The sequence below is a fragment of the Streptomyces sp. NBC_00669 genome (assembly GCF_036226785.1).
In the GTDB taxonomy this organism is placed as follows: Bacteria; Actinomycetota; Actinomycetes; order Streptomycetales; family Streptomycetaceae; genus Actinacidiphila.
The window spans coordinates 4429382-4446199 of the sequence record NZ_CP109018.1; the positions used below are offsets into that span (position 1 = coordinate 4429382).

Sequence of the window (16818 nt, forward strand, 5' to 3'; positions counted from 1 at the left end):
GGGGCGGGAGGGGGCCCTGGTGGAGTGGAGCCGGGTGGGGTCTAGGAGGGGGTGGAGGTGGGGCGTTGGGGGAGGAGGGGTTTGCAGGTGGCGTAGGCCTTGGCGGTTTTCGGGTCGGCGGTGTTGAGGTTGCGGATGGCGCCGAAGCCGCCGTAGCCGCCGCGGCCGTTGCCGGCGGAGGGGCTCGCGTCGGGTGAGGGGGTGGGGAGGGTGACGCCGTGGTCCTTGAGGCAACTGGTGAACGCCTGGATCGCGCTGGCGTCGGCCCCGCCGTTGGCGCCGCCGGGGCCGCCGCCCGGGAACTTCGGCTGCTTGGAGGCGCACGCCTTGAGCGCCTTCTGGGTGGCCGCGTCGGGCGAGGCCCCGCCGATCCCGCCGAAGCCGCCGCCGAAACCGCCGCGGTACCCGCCGCTGGGACGTCCGCTCGGGTCACCGCTGGGGCGGCCGCTGGGCCGCGCACCGCCCGAAGGGCGTTTGAAGGTGGGCAGGTTGACACCGTGCTGCGACAGGCACTGCCGGTACGCCTCCATGTCCTGCCCGCCCCCGCCGCCCGAGGCGGCCACGGACGCGGAGGTGGACGCGGAGGACTTCGCGTCCGAGGAGGAGGAACCGCCGGAGGAGCACGCGGTGAGCGCGAGCGCGCCCGAGGCGAGTACGGCGACGAACGCCCCGGCCCGCACCGCGATGCGCGCCTCGGGCGGCCGGCTGGTGGTCCAGTTCATGACCGTGGTCTCCTCGGGGAAAGCCGGACACCGCACCACCGGATCGGCGTCCGGTGGCGAGGTGCCGCGGCACGTTGCCGTATGGCTGTCAGCCGTACTTGGGGCCGCCCGCGCGCACGCACGGGACGCGGGGACACGCGAGCGACGGTGGAACTGAACCGCATACAGGTGGGGACTGTCGGGGATCGAGCTGTGAGTTCCCGGGGAGCGCCCCGCCGCAACGGGCTTCCCGGGGCGGCCTTTTCGCCCGGTTGAGCGGCGGAAGTCCGTTTCGGAGGCGCCCGCGGCGGCCGCACGGCGGACCAGGTTCCCAGCAAACTCCCAGGCTGCTCCCAGGCCTTCAATGGCGTCGGAGTCCAAGATGCGCGCCATGAAGGTGCTCCCACGGCGGCGCAGGGCCGTCCTGATCAACTCGGTGCTCGGCGTGGTGGTCCTCGCGGGCGCCGGCGGCGCCTACGCGGCGGTGCACGACGACAGCGGCAAGTCCGCCAGCTCGGGCGGCGCACGGACCGCGACCGTGACCACGGCCACGGTGTCGGCCACCGTATCCGGCTCCGGCACGCTCTCCTCCCCGAGCGACGCGGGGCTGAACTTCACCACCGGCGGCACCCTCACCGAGGTCGACGTCAAGCCGGGCGACAAGGTGAAGAAGGACCAGGTGCTGGCGAAGGTCGACCCGACCGCCGCGAAGGAGACGCTCCAGCAGGACGAGGCGTCCCTGACCGCGGCCGAGGCGAACCTGACGAAGGTCGAGGCCGGCGAGACCCCCGCCTCCTCCGGCACGGACTCCGGCTCCGGCTCGTCCGGCTCCGGCTCCAACTCCGGCGGCAGCCGCGAGACGGTCGTCACCCCGACCCCCACCCCGACCGTCGACCCGGCCCAACTCGCCTCCGCACAGGCCCAGTTGACGCAGGCCCAGAACGCCGTGGACGCCGCGCAGCGCGCGGTGGACGGCTGCGTGCTGAAGGCCGCCGTCAGCGGCACCGTGGCCTCGGTGGACGGCGTGAAGGGTGACACGGTCAGCGGCACCTCCGGCAGCGGTACGAGCTCGGGCTCGGGCTCGTCGGGTTCGGGTTCCAGCGGCAGTTCGTCGTCGGGCTCCTCCACCGGCTCCTCCGGTTCCACCCCGACCGGGTTCGTGGTCCTCACCAACCCCTCGGGCATGCAGGTGAAGGCGGACTTCTCCGAGGCCGACTCGCTGAAGATCAAGGCCGGCCAGGCCGCGACCGTCACGCTGAACGCCGAGTCCGGCACCGTGCTCGACGCCAAGGTGCTGTCGATCAGTTCGCTTCCGGTCAGCAGCAGTTCCAGCTCCGGCGGGTCGGGCTCCAGCGGCAGCGCGGTGCAGTACGCCGCCACGCTGAGCATCACCAGTGACACCTCGAACCTACGCACCGGCCTGAGCGCCAGCATCCAGGTGACCACCGGCCAGGCGGCCGACGCGCTGAGCGTGCCGACCGCCGCGGTCTCCGGCACCGGCACCAACCGTACGGTCCTGGTGGTCAACTCCGACGGCTCCACCACCCGCACCCCGGTGACCGTGGGCGTCGAGGGCGACTCGGCCGACCAGATCACCAGCGGCCTGAAGGAAGGCCAGCAGGTGCAGATCCCGCAGGTCGCCTCCTCCGGCAACGGCGGCTTCCCGAGCGGTGCGTTCCCCGGCGGCATCGGCGGCGGCGCCAACCGGCTCGGCACCGCGGGCGGCGCCGGCGGCGGCTTCCGTACCGGCGGCTTCGCCGGCGGAGGTGGCCGCGGATGAGGCAGGCCCTGGGCAAGCGGCTCGGCGGCCTGGCCGGAGCGGCGTCCGGGCTGCACCGGCTGCGCCGCACGGCGGATGACCAGGCGGCCGCCGAGCCGGCCGACGACGGCCCCTGGGGCCCGGCCCCGGTCATCGAGGTGCGCTCCCTGCTCAAGACGTACGGCCACGGCGACGCCGCCGTCCGCGCGCTCGGCGGCCCCGCCGACCCGCTCACCGGTGACTCCCCCGGCGTGGACCTGCTGGTCGAACAGGGCGACATGGTCGCGGTGATGGGCAGTTCCGGCTCCGGCAAGTCCACCCTGATGAACATCCTCGGCTGCCTCGACGTGCCGACCGCCGGCCGCTACCTGCTGGACGGCATCGACGTCGGCGGCCTGGACGAGCACCAGCTCTCCCTGGTCCGCAACCGCAAGATCGGCTTCGTCTTCCAGTCGTTCAACCTGGTGCCGCGCACCCCGGCGCTCGCCCAGGTCGAACTCCCGCTCGCCTACGCCGGCGTGAAGGCCGCCGAGCGGCGCCGCCGGGCGCTGGCCGCGCTCTCCCTGGTCGGCCTCGCCGACCGCGTCGACCACCGGCCCAACGAACTGTCCGGCGGCCAGCAGCAGCGCGTGGCGGTGGCCCGCGCCCTGGTCACGGCGCCGGCGATGCTGCTCGCCGACGAGCCGACCGGCAACCTGGACAGCCACAGCACCGAGGATGTGCTCGCCATCATCGACCGGCTCAACGCGTCCGGCCGCACCGTCGTACTGATCACCCACGAGGACGAAGTGGCCCGGCACGCCAAGCGGGTGATCCGGCTGGTGGACGGGCAGGTCGTGGAGGACGTACGGCAGGCCGCGGTGGACGGGCCGCCGCCCGCGCTGCGCGACCCGGCCGAGTTCGCCTCCCACGCCCCGCACGCCATGAGCGGGGGTGCGGCCCGGTGAACCCGTTCGAGATCCTGCGGTTCGCCGTCGGCGGGCTCGCCGCGAACAAGGTGCGCTCCGCGCTGACCATGCTCGGCGTGCTGATCGGCGTGGCCGCCGTGATCATCCTGCTCGCGGTCGGCAACGGCTCCTCGCAGTCGGTCAAGGACTCCATCGAGAAGCTCGGCACCAACTCGCTCACCGTCTCCTCCGGCGGCGGCTTCAGCGCGTCGGGCTCGTCGTCCGCGACCAGCACCAAGCCGCTCACCGTGGACGACGCCCGCGCGCTCGCCAACCCCGCCGACGCGCCGGACATCCAGTCCGTCGCGCCCGAGGTCACCACCTCGCAGTCGGCGGTCTACAACGGCACCTCGCACACCGTCGGGCAGGTCGTGGGCACGTACCCGGCCTACTTCCAGACCTCCAACAGCAAGGTCGACAAGGGCGACTACTTCAGCGCCGACGACGTGCTCAACTCCCGCAAGGTCGCCGTGATCGGCTCCACCACCGCGACCGACCTGTTCGGCACCGCCTCCCCGATCGGGAAGAAGCTGGTGATCGGCGGCACCCCGTTCACGGTCGTCGGGGAGCTGGCCACCAAGGGCGGCACCGGCTTCCAGGACCCGGACGACACGGTGATCGCGCCGCTGCCGACCGTGCAGAACGCCTTCACCGGCTTCGGGCCGATCAGCCAGATCCTGGTCGAGGCGAAGTCCGCCGGCGCGACCACGCCCGCGCAGAACGAGATCACCACGATCCTGATGGGCACGCACGGCATCAGCGACCCGAACGCGCTCGACTTCCGGGTGAGCAACCAGGCGTCGCTGCTGAGCACCCAGTCCGACACCAACAAGACCTTCACGGTGCTGCTCGGCGCGGTCGCGGCGATCTCGCTGCTGGTCGGCGGGATCGGCATCACCAACATCATGCTGGTCACGGTCACCGAGCGGACCCGGGAGATCGGCATCCGCAAGGCGATCGGCGCGCCCAAGGGCGTCATCCTCGGGCAGTTCCTCGCCGAGTCCACGCTGCTGTCGCTGATCGGCGGCGGGCTCGGGGTGGTCGGCGGGCTGATCGGCTCGCGGTTCACCATCGTCGGCATCAAACCCGCGGTCATCCCCGCGTCGGTGTGGGGCGCGTTCGCCATCGCGGTGGCCATCGGGCTCTTCTTCGGCAGCTACCCGGCCAACCGGGCGGCGGGCCTGCGGCCCATCGAGGCCCTGCGGCACGAGTGATGTTCACCAAGAGACACAAGCGGAACACGGGATCAGGAAGAGGGGCCGAGATGGCGCGACGCCGCACCGAGCTTGTCAAGGCAGACGCCGAGGCCGCAGGCGGGATCGAGATCATGGAAGGGCCGCGGCAGACCGGGAGTTCGCAGACCCCGGCCGGCGCCGGCGGCCCCGGTGGTCCGAGCCGCGCGGGCGGTCCGGGCGGCACCGTGCCCGACCCCCGCGGCGGAGCCGGGTACCCGGCGAACGGCGCGGGCCCCGAGGGCACGTACCCCGAAGGCACGTATCCCGAGGGCGGGTACGACGCCGAGCGTCCCGGCGAGCACCCCGAGGACATCCTCGCCGAGCCGCCGGACGCCCGCGACATCTCCGCCGAGCTGGCCGCCCCGCCGCGCCGCAAGCTGCCGTGGCTGACCCTGGTGCTGTCCGCGTGCGTGGTGGCCGCGGCGGCGTTCTCCGGCGGCGCCCTCGTCGAGAAGCACCATCTGAACGGCAGCACCACGGCCGGGCGGTCCGGCTTCCCGAGCGGGCTGACCGGCGGCACCGGCGCCACCGGCCGGACCGGCGGCGCGGGCGGGCGCTTCGGCGGCACCGCGGGCACCGGCACGACCGCGGGCGGCGGCACCGCCGCGAACGGCGTGACGGTCGGCACGGTCAAGCTCGTCGACGGCAAGACCCTCTACGTCACCGACGCCCAGGGCAACATCGTCAAGGTCACCACCGGCGGCTCCACCAAGGTCACCGAGTCCAAGTCCGGCAAGGTCTCCGACCTCAAGGCCGGCCAGAGCGTCACCGTCCTCGGCACCAAGGGCGCCGACGGCAACGTGACCGCGACCACCGTCACCGAGGGCGGCGGCACCGCCGGCGGGTTCGGCGGGTTCGGGGGCTTCGGCGGCGGGAGCACCGCGGGCGGCACCGGGGGCACCGGCGGCACCGGCGGCACCGGGGGCACCGGCAACTGACACACGCGGCTCACAGCATCGGCACGTACGGTGCGGTCGTATCCCACCGGGCCGGGAGGAGGAGTCCCCATGGAGACACCCGAGGCCAGCCTGCTGGTCGTGGACGACGAACCGAACATCAGGGAACTGCTCTCCGCGTCCCTGCGGTTCGTCGGCTTCAAGGTGGTCTCCGCCGCCACCGGCGCCGACGCGCTGGCCGCCGTCGCCCGCGAACGGCCCGACCTGGTGGTCCTCGACGTGATGCTGCCGGACATGAACGGCTTCACCGTCGTCAAGCGGCTGCGCGAGGAGACCGGGCCGCACCCGCGGGCGGGCGGCGGGCCCGACCGGCTGCCGGTGCTCTTCCTCACCGCGAAGGACGGCGTCGACGACAAGATCAGCGGCCTCACCGCGGGCGGCGACGACTACGTCACCAAGCCGTTCAGCCTGGAGGAGCTGATCGCCCGGATCAGGGCGATCCTGCGCCGCACCGGCGGCCCCACCGACGACGGGCGGCTGGTCGCGGGCGACCTGGAGCTCGACCCGGTCGGCCACCAGGTGCTGCGGGCCGGCCGCCAGATCTCCCTGTCCCCCACCGAGTTCAAGCTGCTCGCCTACCTGATGGCCAACGCCGACCGGGTGGTCTCCAAGCTGCAGATCCTCGACCACGTGTGGGCGTACGACTTCGGCGGCGACCTGAGCATCGTCGAGTCGTACATCTCGTACGTGCGGCGCAAGGTGGACGCGGCGGCGGGCGGCGGCCCGAAGCTGATCCACACGGTGCGGGGGGTCGGCTACGTGCTGCGCCGTCCCGCGCCGGGCCAGGGCTGAACGGCGGCGCGGCCATGGGGTTCCCACCGCCGCGACCAGCGGGCCCTCCCGACCCGCCCGGCACAAGGACCGACCCGCCCGGCATACGGACCGACCCGCCCGGCACACGACCCGGCGCGTCCGGACCGGCCGGACGCTCAGGCCCCGGCGCGGCGCTGCGCCGGATCAGGCGGTGGCCGGCCGGCTTCCAGTGGTCGGCGGTGTCGCTGCGCTCCCGGCTGGTACTGCTCGCCCTGGTGCTGGTGCTGCTGGGCCTGGCGGTCAGCGACACGGTGGTCCTCGGCTCGGTGCGCGGGCAGTTGGTGCAGCGGGTGGACCAGCAGCTCCAGCGGTACGGCCAGCCGCTCGCCCGCCGGCTCGGCACGGAGGGCGTCCCGCCGCCGCGCTACCTGGCCCCCGGAACCGGCCACGGCGGCTCCATGACCACGCACGGCGGGAACGGCACGACCGATTCGACCGGTTCGACCGGTTCGACCGGCGGGAGCGGCAACGCTTCGGGCCCGGCCGCCGCGAACACCGTGAACGGCCCCGGCGGGGCCCGCCCCTGGCTGCCCAGCCAGTTCGTCGTCGCCTTCGCCGCCGCCGATGGCCACGTGGCCGAGCAGTTCCGGATGCCGGTCGCCGCGAACGACCCGCAGCCGCTGTGGCCCACGATGGACGCGGCCCAGCTGCGCTCCCGCTTCGGCCACCCCTTCGACGTACGCAGCGACCACGGCGGCGGCAGCTGGCGGGTGCTGATCATGCCGGTCGGCACCGACACCGACGAGGCCCTCGACCGCGCCGGCACGCCCACCGCTGATCTGCCCGCCGGGGTCGTGGTGGCCTCCTCCCTGGATGACGTCTCCTCCACCACCAGCCACCTCAGCACCGCGTTCCTGCTGATCGGCGGCGTCGTGGTGGCGCTGCTCGGGGTCGCGGGCTGGTTCGCCGTCCGCGCCGGGCTGCGGCCGCTGCGGCGGATCGAGGCGACCGCGGCCGAGATCGCCGCGGGCCGCCCGCTGTCGCACCGCATGCCGGAGGCGTCGCCGGGCACCGAGGTCGGCCGTCTGTCGTCCGCGCTCAACGGCATGCTCGCGCAGATAGAGTCCGCGTTCGCCGCCCGCGCCGAGTCCGAACAGCAGATGCGGCGGTTCGTCGCCGACGCCAGCCACGAACTGCGCACCCCGCTGGCCGGTATCCGCGGCTTCGCCGAGCTGTACCGGATGGGCGCGCTCGCCGACGACGCCGACGTGAAGCGGACGATGGCCCGGATCGAGAGCGAGGCCGTACGCCTCGGCGGCCTGGTGGAGGACCTGCTCACGCTGGTGCGGATGGACGAGCAGCGGCCGGTCCAGCTCGCGCCGATGGACCTGCGCACCCTCGCGGTGGACGCCCTGCACGACACCACCGCCCTCGACCCGACCCGCCCGGTCACCCTCACCGGGCCCGGCGGCACCGGCACCCCGCCAGGACCGGCACCAGTGCTCGGCGACGAGGCGCGGCTGCGCCAGGTCGTCGCCAACCTCGTCGGCAACGCCGTCGCCCACACGCCGCCCGGCACCCCGGTACGGATCGGCGTCGGCACCTCGGGCGGGCACGGAATCCTCGAAGTCGCCGACCGCGGGCCGGGCCTCACCCCTGACCAGGCCGCGCGCGTCTTCGAGCGCTTCTACCGGGTCGACGCCTCCCGCTCCCGCGCCACCGGCGGCGGCGCGGGCCTCGGCCTCGCCATCGCCTCCGCGCTCGTCACCGCCCACCACGGCACCGTCGAACTCGACACCGAGCCCGGCGACGGCGCCACCTTCCGCATCCGCCTGCCGTCCGCGCGCTGACCTGGACGCCTCGCCGCCGGTCCCGGACTCCGCTCCGTGGTGCGCGGGTTACGGATGGGTATCAGGAGGCAACCATCCGTCCGGATAGCCGCTCTTTAGGTGCACACGCGCGTTCAACTGCGGTTTCGGCGTTTCGTACGTCTACGCTCGCGAATCCGGGGGGACCGCGCCACGCCCGAGGCTGGAAGGTCGCCGATGCCCGAACCGCTGAGCGCTGCACGCCGAGACCCGTCGTCGGCACCCGGGAGGGCCGCCGCGTCCTCGGCGGGAGCGGCGGCAGGGGCGCCCAGGCGGTGGGGGCTGTGGATCGCGGCCGTGTGCACGGTGTACGTCGCGGCGCAACTGATCCTGGTGCTGCCGGGTTCGGGGCTCGGCTGGGACGAGACGGTCTACACCAGCCAGGTCAGCGGCCACATCCCGGCGGCCACCTTCAGCGCCCCGCGGGCCCGCGGGATCTCCTTCCTGGCCGCGCCGGTCGCGCAGTTCACCGACTCCCCGGTCGCGCTGCGGCTGTGGATGGCGGCACTGTCCGGCATCGGACTCTACGTCGCGCTGCGCGCATGGCGCGGGGTGCTGCCCGAACGCGTACTCGCGCTGGCCGGCGCCCTGTTCGCCGGACTGTGGATCACCCTGTTCTACGGGCCGCAGGTGATGCCGAACATGTGGAGCACCTTCGGCGCGCTCGCCGCCGTGGGCTGCTTCGTGCGGGCCACCCGCGATCCCCGTAACCGCGCCGCGCTGGTCGGGCTCGCCGCGGGCATCACCGTGGTGGGGCTGATGCGCCCGCCGGACGCGGGCTGGCTGGCGCTGCCGCTGGCCGTCGTGGCGCTGGCGGTGCCGCGCTGGCGGCGGCCGGCGCTGTTCGCGGTGCTGGTCGCGGGCGTGGTGCTCGGCTGCGCGGAGTGGGTGATCGAGGCGTACGTCCGCTACGGCGGCGTGACCGAGCGGCTGCACAGCTCCAGCGCGGTCGAGGGCGGGATGGGCCTGCACCTGGCGATCGACGACCAGATCCGCTCGCTCAGCGGCCGCGCGCTGTGCCGCCCCTGCAACGTGCCGTGGCGGCACAAGGACGCGTCGGTCTGGTGGTTCGTGCTGCCGTTCCTGGCCGCGGGCGGCGCCGCCGTGGCGCCCCGGGTACGACGCTCGGCGGTGTGGATCGCCGCGCTGACCGGGCTCGCGATGGCCGTGCCGTACCTCTTCACGATCTCGTACGCGGCCCCGCGCTTCCTGCTGCCGACGTACGCGCTGCTGGCGCTGCCGGTCTCGGAGTGCCTGTGGTGGCTGGTCACACGCCCCGACAGCCGGACCGAGGCGGACCAGGTCCGGCGCCCGGGCGAGGTGCCGGGCGAACGCCCGGGCCTGCCAGGGAAGTCGCGGCTGCGCCCGGTGGCCACCGCGCTGGTCGCCGTCGGGCTGTGCGGCCACCTCGCCATCCAGGGCGGCATCCTGCACATCGCCACCCGCAACAACCACCGCACCAGCCAGGAGTACCGCGCCGTCGCCGACGGGCTGCACGCCCACGGCGTCCGCGCGCCCTGCACCGTCAGCGGTGTCTCGGCGGTGCCGATCGCCTTCTACGCCGGTTGCTCGTCACGGCAGTTGAGCGGACCTGACGTGAGCATCGACACGGCGGGGCTGCTGGCGCAGACCCGTCAGCGGCCGGTCGCCTACCTGGTCACCGGCGGCGGCCGCCCGCCCGCCTTCGCCCGCGACTGGCGGTCGGTGCCGCTGCCCACCCCGCACGGTGCCCGCGCCTTCCGCGCCTACCTGCCGCCGTCCCGGTGAGGCCGGGCGGCCGACCCGGAAGGTGCGACCGGTGCGGCCGGTGCGACCGGTGCGGCCGGTGCGGCCGGTGCGGCCGGGGGCAGGGCCGCCACCGCGGCCGCGCGGACGGCTCCCTTCCCGGGCACGGCTACAGGTCCGCGATCTCCTCGGCGTAGATCTGCCCGAGCGGCTGCGGGCCGACGTACTGCTGGCAGTTGCAGGTGCCGGCTTCGTACTGGGTGGGCTTGCGGTCGGCGTCCCACGCGGTCGGGACCTCCACCGCCTCATGGCACTTGCCCTGCTTGTCGTGCTTGGCGAGGTGGTGGGTGCAGCCGCACACCGGCTCCGGCGCGCGCCCGGCCGCGGCGAGTTCGCGCCGCTCGGCCTGCTCGGCCTTCATCCGTTCCATCTGCCGCTTGTGGCGGGTGCGCAACGCGGTGCGCACCGTGTCGTTCACCGACTTGACCCCTCCGAGGCCGAAGATGGCGATCACCCACCACACCCAGGCATCCATCGCGCCGCGCCCCCATCCGCCCGGTGCCGTCCGGCACCCGCTGCTCTTGACGGTTACAGCTTAGGGCCGCGGGCGGGTGCCGGTCAGTCCGCGCGCACGCCGAGCGTGAGCAGCAGGTTCGCGTACGTGCGCCGGTCGCCGGTGGCGATCACCAGCGCGGTGTCGGCGCCGCGGGCGGCCTCGTAGAAGGCGTGCCGGTCCAGGCCGTCGAGGGTCAACTCCGGCAGCGCGGAACGGAATTCGGCGAAGACCGGGGGTTCGGGCTGCTCGGGCGGCGGGGTCATCACCGTGGCGGCCTCGAACGGCGCCGCGTCCACCAGCGCGGCCAGCACCTCCGTGACCAGCATCCGGTCCGGGGTGAGGTTGAGGTAGACCCGCTGGGCGGCCGGGTGGGCGCCCGTGGTGTGCGGGTAGTGGCCGTCGCTGATCAGCACCCGCGAGCCGTGGCCCGCCGACGCGAGCGCGGCGAGAATCGTCGGGTGGGTGAGCTGGTATCGCAGCATGGACGGCTCCTTGAACGCGCAGACGGGCGTAGAGATCGGATCTCTACGCCCGCGAGCGTACCGGGACCGGCAGGCCCTACGGCAGGGTGAGGATCTCGTACGAGTCCCCGTAGGTCTTCCAGTGCAGCGGCGGGTCGAGGTTGAGGTTGCCGGCGTTGAGGAACACCCGCTGCTCGGTGTCCACCCGGCTGGTGTCGTCGTGCGCGGCCTCGGTGAGCATCGCGGCCTTGCGCGCGTCGAGGTAGGCGTTGAGGTACTTCGTCTCGTCGCCGCCCTGCGCGGGCGTCTTCGCCTTCTTCATCGCGGTCTTGCGGATGCCCCCGAAGCTCACCGGGTCGTCGCCGGGGCCGTGCATGACCATGGCGTCGTAGTAGATGAACTGGCCCAGCGTGCCCAGCCCGTCCGACTTGGCCTGGTCGACCGCCGGGTTGAAGTACACGTCGTCGCGCTCGTCGTCCTGCGCCTGCTGGAAGACGGTGTCCTTCGCGGCGGTCTTCCACGCGCTGACGAACGCCGAGCCGAGACCGGAGTGCGAGTCGGAGCCGTTGTCCGCCTCCAGGGCGGGCAGGTACTTCGCCAGCGGGTTGCCCGGCTCCATGTCCGTGTAGTGCTGGACGAGTTCGAGCATGTCGCCGGTGCCGGAACAGAAGCCGATGATGCCGGCCGTGTAGCCGCGGCCGTCGCCGATGTCCTCGATGTACTTGTACTGCGCCTTCCAGTCCAGCGAGGAGTTCTCGGCGGAGGAGACCAGCTCCATCGCCATCTCCTTCTTGTGCGGGTCGTCGAGACCGGTGGCGGTCGACGCGCCGGCGGCGCCGGCCATCGACAGGGTCGCGGTGCCCGCGGCGAGCACGGCCGCGGCGGCGGCCAGCGCGGTGCGCCGGGTCAGGGTGCGGCGCGGGGCGCCGGCGCGGTGGGGGGAGGTGTGCACGTGCGTCTCCGTTTCCGGCCACGACCCGGTTCCGGGCAGCGGCCAACTGCGGTTGCTGTGCTGGGAGTTGCCGTTAGTTAGGAAAGGTTCCTAACTATGCGCAGCATTGAAGCACCACTGGGGCCGCTCGCCAAGGGGGTGGACCGGATCGATTCGCACGCCCCCCTTCCGCCACCCGCGCCCCATGTCGGACCCGCGCGGCACACTGGAGGCATGTGCAGAAGCATCAAGACCCTGCGTCCGCCGATGGTCCCCGAGGTGCACGACGAGGACATCCGCGCCGCCGCGCTCCAGTACGTACGGAAGGTCTCCGGGTTCCGCGCGCCCGCCGCGCACAACCAGGAGGTCTTCGACGCGGCGGTGGCCGCGGTCGCCGCGGCCACCGCCGAGCTGCTCGACGGCCTGGAGGTGCGGGGCGCCTCGCCGGCGAAGGCGGCGGGCTGACCGCGCGCCGACCGCGCACGGACCGGTGGCGCACGCGCCCGCCGCGCCGCACGCCACGCACGCGCCCGCCGCGCCGCACGTCACGCACGCGCCCGCCGCGCCGCACGTCACGCACGGTGGCGCGGCACTAACCTTTCGCCATGGCGCACATGACCGAGGCGGAGTGGCGCGAGTTCGCCACGACCGGCACTCGCACCGGAAAGCTCGCCGTCCAGCGCAAGAACGGGCGGCCGCACGTCACCCCTGTCTGGTTCGTCCTGGACGACGCCGACCCCGCCGACGTCGGCGTGGTCTTCATGACCGGGCAGGACTCCCTCAAGGGCCACGCGCTCCGGCGCGACCCGCACTTCGCGCTCTGCGTGGACGACCAGGCGCCGCCCTACTCCTACGTGCTCTTCGAGTGCACCGCGGAGCTGCTGGAGGACCCGGTGGCCCTCCAGGACTGGGGCACCCGGATCGGCGCGCGCTACATGGGAGCGGAGCGCGCCGCCGAGTTCGGCGCGCGCAACGCCGTACCCGGTGAGTACCTCGTCAGGGGTCGCATCGACCGCCTCACGGCCGTGGCGAACGTGTCGGACTGACGGGGCCCGGCGACGCGGGCGGGCCGCTCACCCGTAGGAGAGCTTGTCGCAGGGGTTGCTGGAGGCGCTGCGGGCGGAGTCGGTGACGGACTTGGAGAGCTGCTTGGGCGTGGAGTCCGCGGACTTCGCGTAGTCCGCGCCGACCACCAGATTGATCCCGCTGATGGCCAGCGGCTGCAACTGGGACCCCGGGAAGAGCTTCTTGAGCGACTGGGCCTGATCGGCCTGCGCGGAGCCGTACTCGATGACGGTCGTCGCGTGGTCCTGGGTCCGCGCGGTCGACGTGCCGGTGACGGTGAACCCGGACTTCGTCAGCTTGTCCGACGCCTTGCCGCCGAGCCCGTCCGTGGTCGTGCCGTTGTAGACGGCGACGGCGATGCCGGAGCCGTCGACCGTCGGCGCCGGGGTGGCCTTCGGGGTGACCTGGCCGGAGGCGTTCGTCCCGTTCAGCGTGCGGTTGGCCCGCAGCTCCGCGAACAGGTCGTCCACGTCCGGGTGGACGAGGTCTATCCGCGCCCCGGCGTACTTCCAGGGCGCGGTGATGAACTGGATGTTGTCCAGGTCGACGTTCTTCAGCGACAGCCCGAAGGACATCAGCTTCGCCGCGGTCCCGAGTCCCGGGTCCACCGTGAGCGACTTGGTCGCCGCGTTGGCCAGCGGCAGCAGCGTGGTGGGGTTCATCCCCTCGCCCTTGACCTTGGCTATCAGGGCGGACAGGAAGGCCTGCTGGCGCAGCATCCGGCCGACGTCGGAACCGTCGCCGATGCCGTGCCGCATCCGTACGTAGTCCAGCGCGTCCTGCCCGGAGAGGTTCTGCATGCCCTTGTGCAGGACAAGCTTGCCCTTGTAGCCGAGGTTGGGGTTCATGTCCCCGGAGTAGATGTCGTTGGGCACGCAGACGTCGACGCCGTGCACGGCCGAGGTCATGGCGGCGAAGCCCTCGAAGTCGACCACGATGGTGTGGTCCACGCGCATCCCGGAGAGCTTCTCCACGGTGTTCTGCGTGCAGGCCGGGTTGCCCTTGGCGGTGTCGCCCACCGAGAAGGCCGAGTTGAACATCGCGCTCGGCTGCTCCGCCGACCACTTGCCGTCCGGCAGCAGGCAGGGCGGGACGTCCACCAGCGAGTCGCGCGGGATGGAGATGCCCACCGCGTGCTTGTGGTCGGGGTAGACGTGCAAGAGGATCGTGGTGTCCGAGCGGCCGATGTCGCCGGAGGTGCCCTTGCCGCCCAGTTTGGCGTTGTCGCCCGAGCGGGTGTCGGAGCCGATCAGCAGGACGTTCTCCGCCTTGTGCCCGTTGGCGTCGGCCTGCTCGGCCTCCGGGCGGTCCTTGCTGAGGCCGGCGGAGTCGAAGGTCGAGATGTTGGCGTTCAGCTTGAAGTAGATCGCCCCGGCGCCGCCGACGACCAGCAGGACGAAGGAGACCGCGATCGCGATGATCCAGCGCTTGCGGCTCCGCTTGGGCTTACGCCCACGAACGCCCATCCCCACACCTTCGGTCCGGCGGCCTTCGCGACACACGAAGCCCCAACTTCTACCAGCTCTCCCTGAGCGGATATATGACGCAGGTCACATCGCCCATCGGGGATCAGGCCGGCACCCGGCAAGCCACTGTAGTTGCCGGGGACTTCGAAGGAAGGGGACCGCGGAAGCGCGATCCTTACCGTTGTCTTTCAGACGCGCGGAGCACCGGCGGGGCGGGGCCGGAACCGGCCCCGCGCCTCACAGTTCGCGCTGGAGGGCGCGCAGCCAGTCCACCGACCGGGCCGGGTCCAGGGCGATCCGGTCCAGCGCGTCCATCGCCTTGGTGTACTCGACCACCTCGTCGTGCTTGTCGACGTAGAGCGCGCCGGTCAGCTGCTCCAGGTAGACCAGGTCCGGCAGATCGGACTCGGGGAAGCTCAGCAGCGTGAAGGCGCCGCCGCCCGCCGCGTGGCCGCCGGTCGCGAACGGCAGGATACGTACGTCGACGTTGGACGCCTCGGCCGCTTCGAGGAGGTGGCCGACCTGATCCCGCATGACCTTCGGTCCGCCGAACGCCCGGCGCAGGGCGCCCTCGTCCATCACCGATACGAAGTGGGGTGCCCGCTCGGAGACGAGGAGCTTCTGCCGCTCCAGGCGTAGGCCGACTCGTCTTTCCACCCAGGAATCGGCCGCGCCGGGGTGCCCGAGCCGGATCACGGCCCTTATGTAGTCCTCGGTCTGCAGCAGGCCGTGCACGAACTGCACCTCGAAGGTACGGATCAGCGCCGCCGACTCCTCCAGCCCGACGTACGTCTGGAACCAGGTCGGCATCACCTCGCCGTACCCGTGCCACCAGCCGGCCGCGTTGGCCTCCCGGACCAGTCCCAGCATCGCCAACCGCTCGGCCTCCTCCGTCACTCCGTACATGGTCAGCAGGTCCGCGACATCGCGTTCCTTGAAGCTGACCCGCCCCAGTTCCATGCGGCTGATCTTCGACTCGGAGGCACGGATCGAGTAGCCCGCGTCCTCCCTGCTGATGCCCTGGGACTCCCGCAGCCGCCGCAACTGCGCTCCGAGCAGCATTCGTCGCACGATGGACCCGCCTCCCGGCTGCCCTGCGCTCATAGGTCACGCTCCGCCCTTAGCTCATCAGCAGTCTGCCACTTATGCGCTGCGCGCAGTACCCATACAGTCACTCTCCATCGTCACGTGCATCAATTCCTTGCAGATGCACGTGCAGACGCCCTTGCATGGTGGGGTGCTGATCCATGAGCATGGTGACCGTGCAGATACCTCGGGGGCTCGCATGAGGGCAGAGGCAGCAGCCGTGCTGGAACCGTTATGGCAAGGCGTACTCGCGCCAGAGCGACTCGCCGCCGGCAACGGGGCCACGTGCGGACTGGCGGCTGCCCCCGCGTCGGTGCGCGAGGCGCGCGGGTTCACCCGTGCCACCCTTCAGCGCTGGGATCTGCCGCTGCTGCGCGACGCGATGGAACTGGTCGCCTCCGAGCTGGTCACCAACGCGCTGCGGTACGCGGTGCCGATCGGCACGCCCGGCAGACCGGTCCAACTGAGCCTGGTGCGCTGGACGTCACGCGTGGTGTGTGCGGTGCGCGACCCCAGCGGGGTCGCACCGATCGCGAAGGACGCCGACTACGTCGCCGAGACCGGCCGCGGACTGCACCTGGTGGAGTCCTTCAGCGAGAACTGGGGCTGGCACCCGCTGAGCGGGGCGGGAAAGGTGGTCTGGGCGCTTTTCCTCGCGCCCGGCGGTGCGCTCTGACTTCCCCCCGCGGGGACGGGGACAGCGACGCGGACGGCCGGGAAACCGGACGGCCGGGAAACCGGGGAACCCGCGCCGGGAGACCGGCATCGGAAAACCGACGCCGGCTACCGGACGGGCGGGTCGGACGGTCGGTCGGACGTGAAGATCGAAGCGGAGATCGAAGCGGAGATCGAGGCGGTTACCAGGTCGGACGTCCGTCCGCTAGGGCATGAGATGGTCGAACTCGCCGGCCTTCACGCCGATGATCATCGATTCGATCTCGGCCCGGGTGTAAATCAGCGCGGGCCCGTCAGGGAACCGCGAATTGCGCACCGCGACCTCGCCGTCCGGCAGGGCGGCGAACTCCATGCAGGTGCCATTGGCATTGCTGTGCCGACTCTTCTGCCAGACCGCTTCCGAGAGATCCTCCGCAGCCATTCCGTTGTGCGTCCGGCGCATCAGCGACTCCTACACCTGTGCCTCGTCTGGTACTCGAATCATAACTCGTAGCCAAGTCGCGTGCATGTGCACGTGCATGTGCATGTGCAGTCACGCGCGGTGATCTTCGGGGCTGAACTTCCGGGTTGCGGTACCGACTTATCCACGGTCGGTTACCACCTGTTCGGGTCAGATACGCTATTGACGGTCCGT

17 protein-coding genes are annotated in these 16818 nt (G+C 72.4%); 10 read left to right on the plus strand and 7 right to left on the minus strand.

The features are described from left to right. Positions 1–41: 41 nt before the first annotated feature. Positions 42–722 (minus strand): hypothetical protein, encoded by a 681-nt coding sequence (locus tag OG896_RS18280; protein ID WP_329366775.1) that lies wholly within the window; start codon positions 720–722, stop codon positions 42–44. Positions 723–1092: 370 nt separating this feature from the next. Between OG896_RS18280 and OG896_RS18285 the strand changes: the two genes are divergently transcribed. From OG896_RS18285 to OG896_RS18315, 7 genes are all read left to right on the plus strand, one after another. Next, entirely contained in the window at positions 1093–2481 is a 1389-nt protein-coding gene (locus OG896_RS18285) for an efflux RND transporter periplasmic adaptor subunit (protein ID WP_329366777.1), read from the plus strand. Next, positions 2478–3407: an ABC transporter ATP-binding protein gene (locus OG896_RS18290; protein WP_329366778.1), complete on the plus strand. Its 930-nt coding sequence runs from the start codon at positions 2478–2480 to the stop codon at positions 3405–3407. The genes OG896_RS18285 and OG896_RS18290 overlap by 4 nt, the downstream gene beginning before the upstream one ends. Further along, the gene (locus tag OG896_RS18295; RefSeq protein ID WP_329366779.1) at positions 3404–4621 is read left to right on the plus strand and encodes an ABC transporter permease; all 1218 of its coding nucleotides are present in this window, start codon (positions 3404–3406) and stop codon (positions 4619–4621) included. Before OG896_RS18290 ends, OG896_RS18295 begins: the two co-directional genes overlap by 4 nt. Positions 4622–4671: 50 nt before the next feature. After that, on the plus strand, positions 4672–5580 hold the full coding sequence (locus tag OG896_RS18300; RefSeq protein ID WP_329366781.1) for a hypothetical protein: 909 nt from the start codon (positions 4672–4674) through the stop codon (positions 5578–5580). A 69-nt stretch (positions 5581–5649) separates the two neighbouring features. After that, a complete protein-coding gene (locus OG896_RS18305) occupies positions 5650–6390 on the plus strand; it encodes a response regulator transcription factor (protein WP_329366783.1) in 741 nt (246 codons plus the stop codon). 200 nt (positions 6391–6590) lie between these two features. After that, positions 6591–8201, plus strand: a complete 1611-nt coding sequence (locus tag OG896_RS18310; protein ID WP_329366785.1) for a sensor histidine kinase — start codon at positions 6591–6593, stop codon at positions 8199–8201. A 315-nt stretch (positions 8202–8516) separates the two neighbouring features. After that, positions 8517–9986, plus strand: coding sequence for a hypothetical protein (locus tag OG896_RS18315; RefSeq protein ID WP_329366787.1), 1470 nt, complete (start codon positions 8517–8519; stop codon positions 9984–9986). Positions 9987–10113: 127 nt separating this feature from the next. Here OG896_RS18315 and OG896_RS18320 read toward each other — a convergent pair whose 3' ends face one another. The 3 genes from OG896_RS18320 to OG896_RS18330 all read right to left on the minus strand — a co-directional run bounded on the left by OG896_RS18320 (position 10114) and on the right by OG896_RS18330 (position 11913). After that, the gene (locus tag OG896_RS18320) at positions 10114–10479 is read right to left on the minus strand and encodes a hypothetical protein (RefSeq protein WP_328466890.1); all 366 of its coding nucleotides are present in this window, start codon (positions 10477–10479) and stop codon (positions 10114–10116) included. A gap of 83 nt (positions 10480–10562) precedes the next feature. After that, positions 10563–10982 carry an RbsD/FucU domain-containing protein gene (locus OG896_RS18325; RefSeq protein ID WP_329366791.1) on the minus strand — a complete coding sequence of 140 codons (420 nt, stop codon included), beginning with the start codon at positions 10980–10982 and terminating at the stop codon, positions 10563–10565. 76 nt (positions 10983–11058) lie between these two features. Next, the gene (locus tag OG896_RS18330) at positions 11059–11913 is read right to left on the minus strand and encodes a chitosanase (RefSeq protein ID WP_329366793.1); all 855 of its coding nucleotides are present in this window, start codon (positions 11911–11913) and stop codon (positions 11059–11061) included. 213 nt (positions 11914–12126) lie between these two features. Here OG896_RS18330 and OG896_RS18335 point away from each other — a divergent pair, with 213 nt between their 5' ends. Together OG896_RS18335 and OG896_RS18340 are read left to right on the plus strand one after the other, a co-directional pair. After that, a complete protein-coding gene (locus tag OG896_RS18335) occupies positions 12127–12357 on the plus strand; it encodes a DUF2277 domain-containing protein (RefSeq protein WP_329366795.1) in 231 nt (76 codons plus the stop codon). Positions 12358–12497: 140 nt separating this feature from the next. Beyond that, positions 12498–12938: a PPOX class F420-dependent oxidoreductase gene (locus tag OG896_RS18340; protein ID WP_329366797.1), complete on the plus strand. Its 441-nt coding sequence runs from the start codon at positions 12498–12500 to the stop codon at positions 12936–12938. Positions 12939–12965: 27 nt separating this feature from the next. On the opposite strand, the gene OG896_RS18345 is transcribed toward OG896_RS18340, so the two are convergent. Then, entirely contained in the window at positions 12966–14423 is a 1458-nt protein-coding gene (locus OG896_RS18345) for an LCP family protein (RefSeq protein WP_329366799.1), read from the minus strand. Between the two features lie 237 nt (positions 14424–14660). Next, positions 14661–15527: a helix-turn-helix domain-containing protein gene (locus OG896_RS18350; RefSeq protein ID WP_328466878.1), complete on the minus strand. Its 867-nt coding sequence runs from the start codon at positions 15525–15527 to the stop codon at positions 14661–14663. 202 nt (positions 15528–15729) lie between these two features. On the opposite strand from OG896_RS18350, the gene OG896_RS18355 reads away from it, so the two are divergent. Beyond that, the gene (locus OG896_RS18355; protein ID WP_328466876.1) at positions 15730–16185 is read left to right on the plus strand and encodes an ATP-binding protein; all 456 of its coding nucleotides are present in this window, start codon (positions 15730–15732) and stop codon (positions 16183–16185) included. A 204-nt stretch (positions 16186–16389) separates the two neighbouring features. On the opposite strand, the gene OG896_RS18360 is transcribed toward OG896_RS18355, so the two are convergent. Continuing rightward, the gene (locus OG896_RS18360; protein ID WP_328466874.1) at positions 16390–16626 is read right to left on the minus strand and encodes a DUF397 domain-containing protein; all 237 of its coding nucleotides are present in this window, start codon (positions 16624–16626) and stop codon (positions 16390–16392) included. Between the last annotated feature and the right edge of the window lie 192 nt (positions 16627–16818).

Coding starts and splice junctions, on each gene's coding strand:
- OG896_RS18280 (WP_329366775.1), bottom strand. CDS start 722: ATGAACTGGACCACCAGCCGGCCGCCCGAGGCGCGCATCGCGGTGCGG.
- OG896_RS18285 (WP_329366777.1), top strand. CDS start 1,093: ATGAAGGTGCTCCCACGGCGGCGCAGGGCCGTCCTGATCAACTCGGTG.
- OG896_RS18290 (WP_329366778.1), top strand. CDS start 2,478: ATGAGGCAGGCCCTGGGCAAGCGGCTCGGCGGCCTGGCCGGAGCGGCG.
- OG896_RS18300 (WP_329366781.1), top strand. CDS start 4,672: ATGGCGCGACGCCGCACCGAGCTTGTCAAGGCAGACGCCGAGGCCGCA.
- OG896_RS18305 (WP_329366783.1), top strand. CDS start 5,650: ATGGAGACACCCGAGGCCAGCCTGCTGGTCGTGGACGACGAACCGAAC.
- OG896_RS18320 (WP_328466890.1), bottom strand. CDS start 10,479: ATGGATGCCTGGGTGTGGTGGGTGATCGCCATCTTCGGCCTCGGAGGG.
- OG896_RS18325 (WP_329366791.1), bottom strand. CDS start 10,982: ATGCTGCGATACCAGCTCACCCACCCGACGATTCTCGCCGCGCTCGCG.
- OG896_RS18335 (WP_329366795.1), top strand. CDS start 12,127: ATGTGCAGAAGCATCAAGACCCTGCGTCCGCCGATGGTCCCCGAGGTG.
- OG896_RS18340 (WP_329366797.1), top strand. CDS start 12,498: ATGGCGCACATGACCGAGGCGGAGTGGCGCGAGTTCGCCACGACCGGC.
- OG896_RS18345 (WP_329366799.1), bottom strand. CDS start 14,423: ATGGGCGTTCGTGGGCGTAAGCCCAAGCGGAGCCGCAAGCGCTGGATC.
- OG896_RS18350 (WP_328466878.1), bottom strand. CDS start 15,527: ATGAGCGCAGGGCAGCCGGGAGGCGGGTCCATCGTGCGACGAATGCTG.
- OG896_RS18360 (WP_328466874.1), bottom strand. CDS start 16,626: ATGCGCCGGACGCACAACGGAATGGCTGCGGAGGATCTCTCGGAAGCG.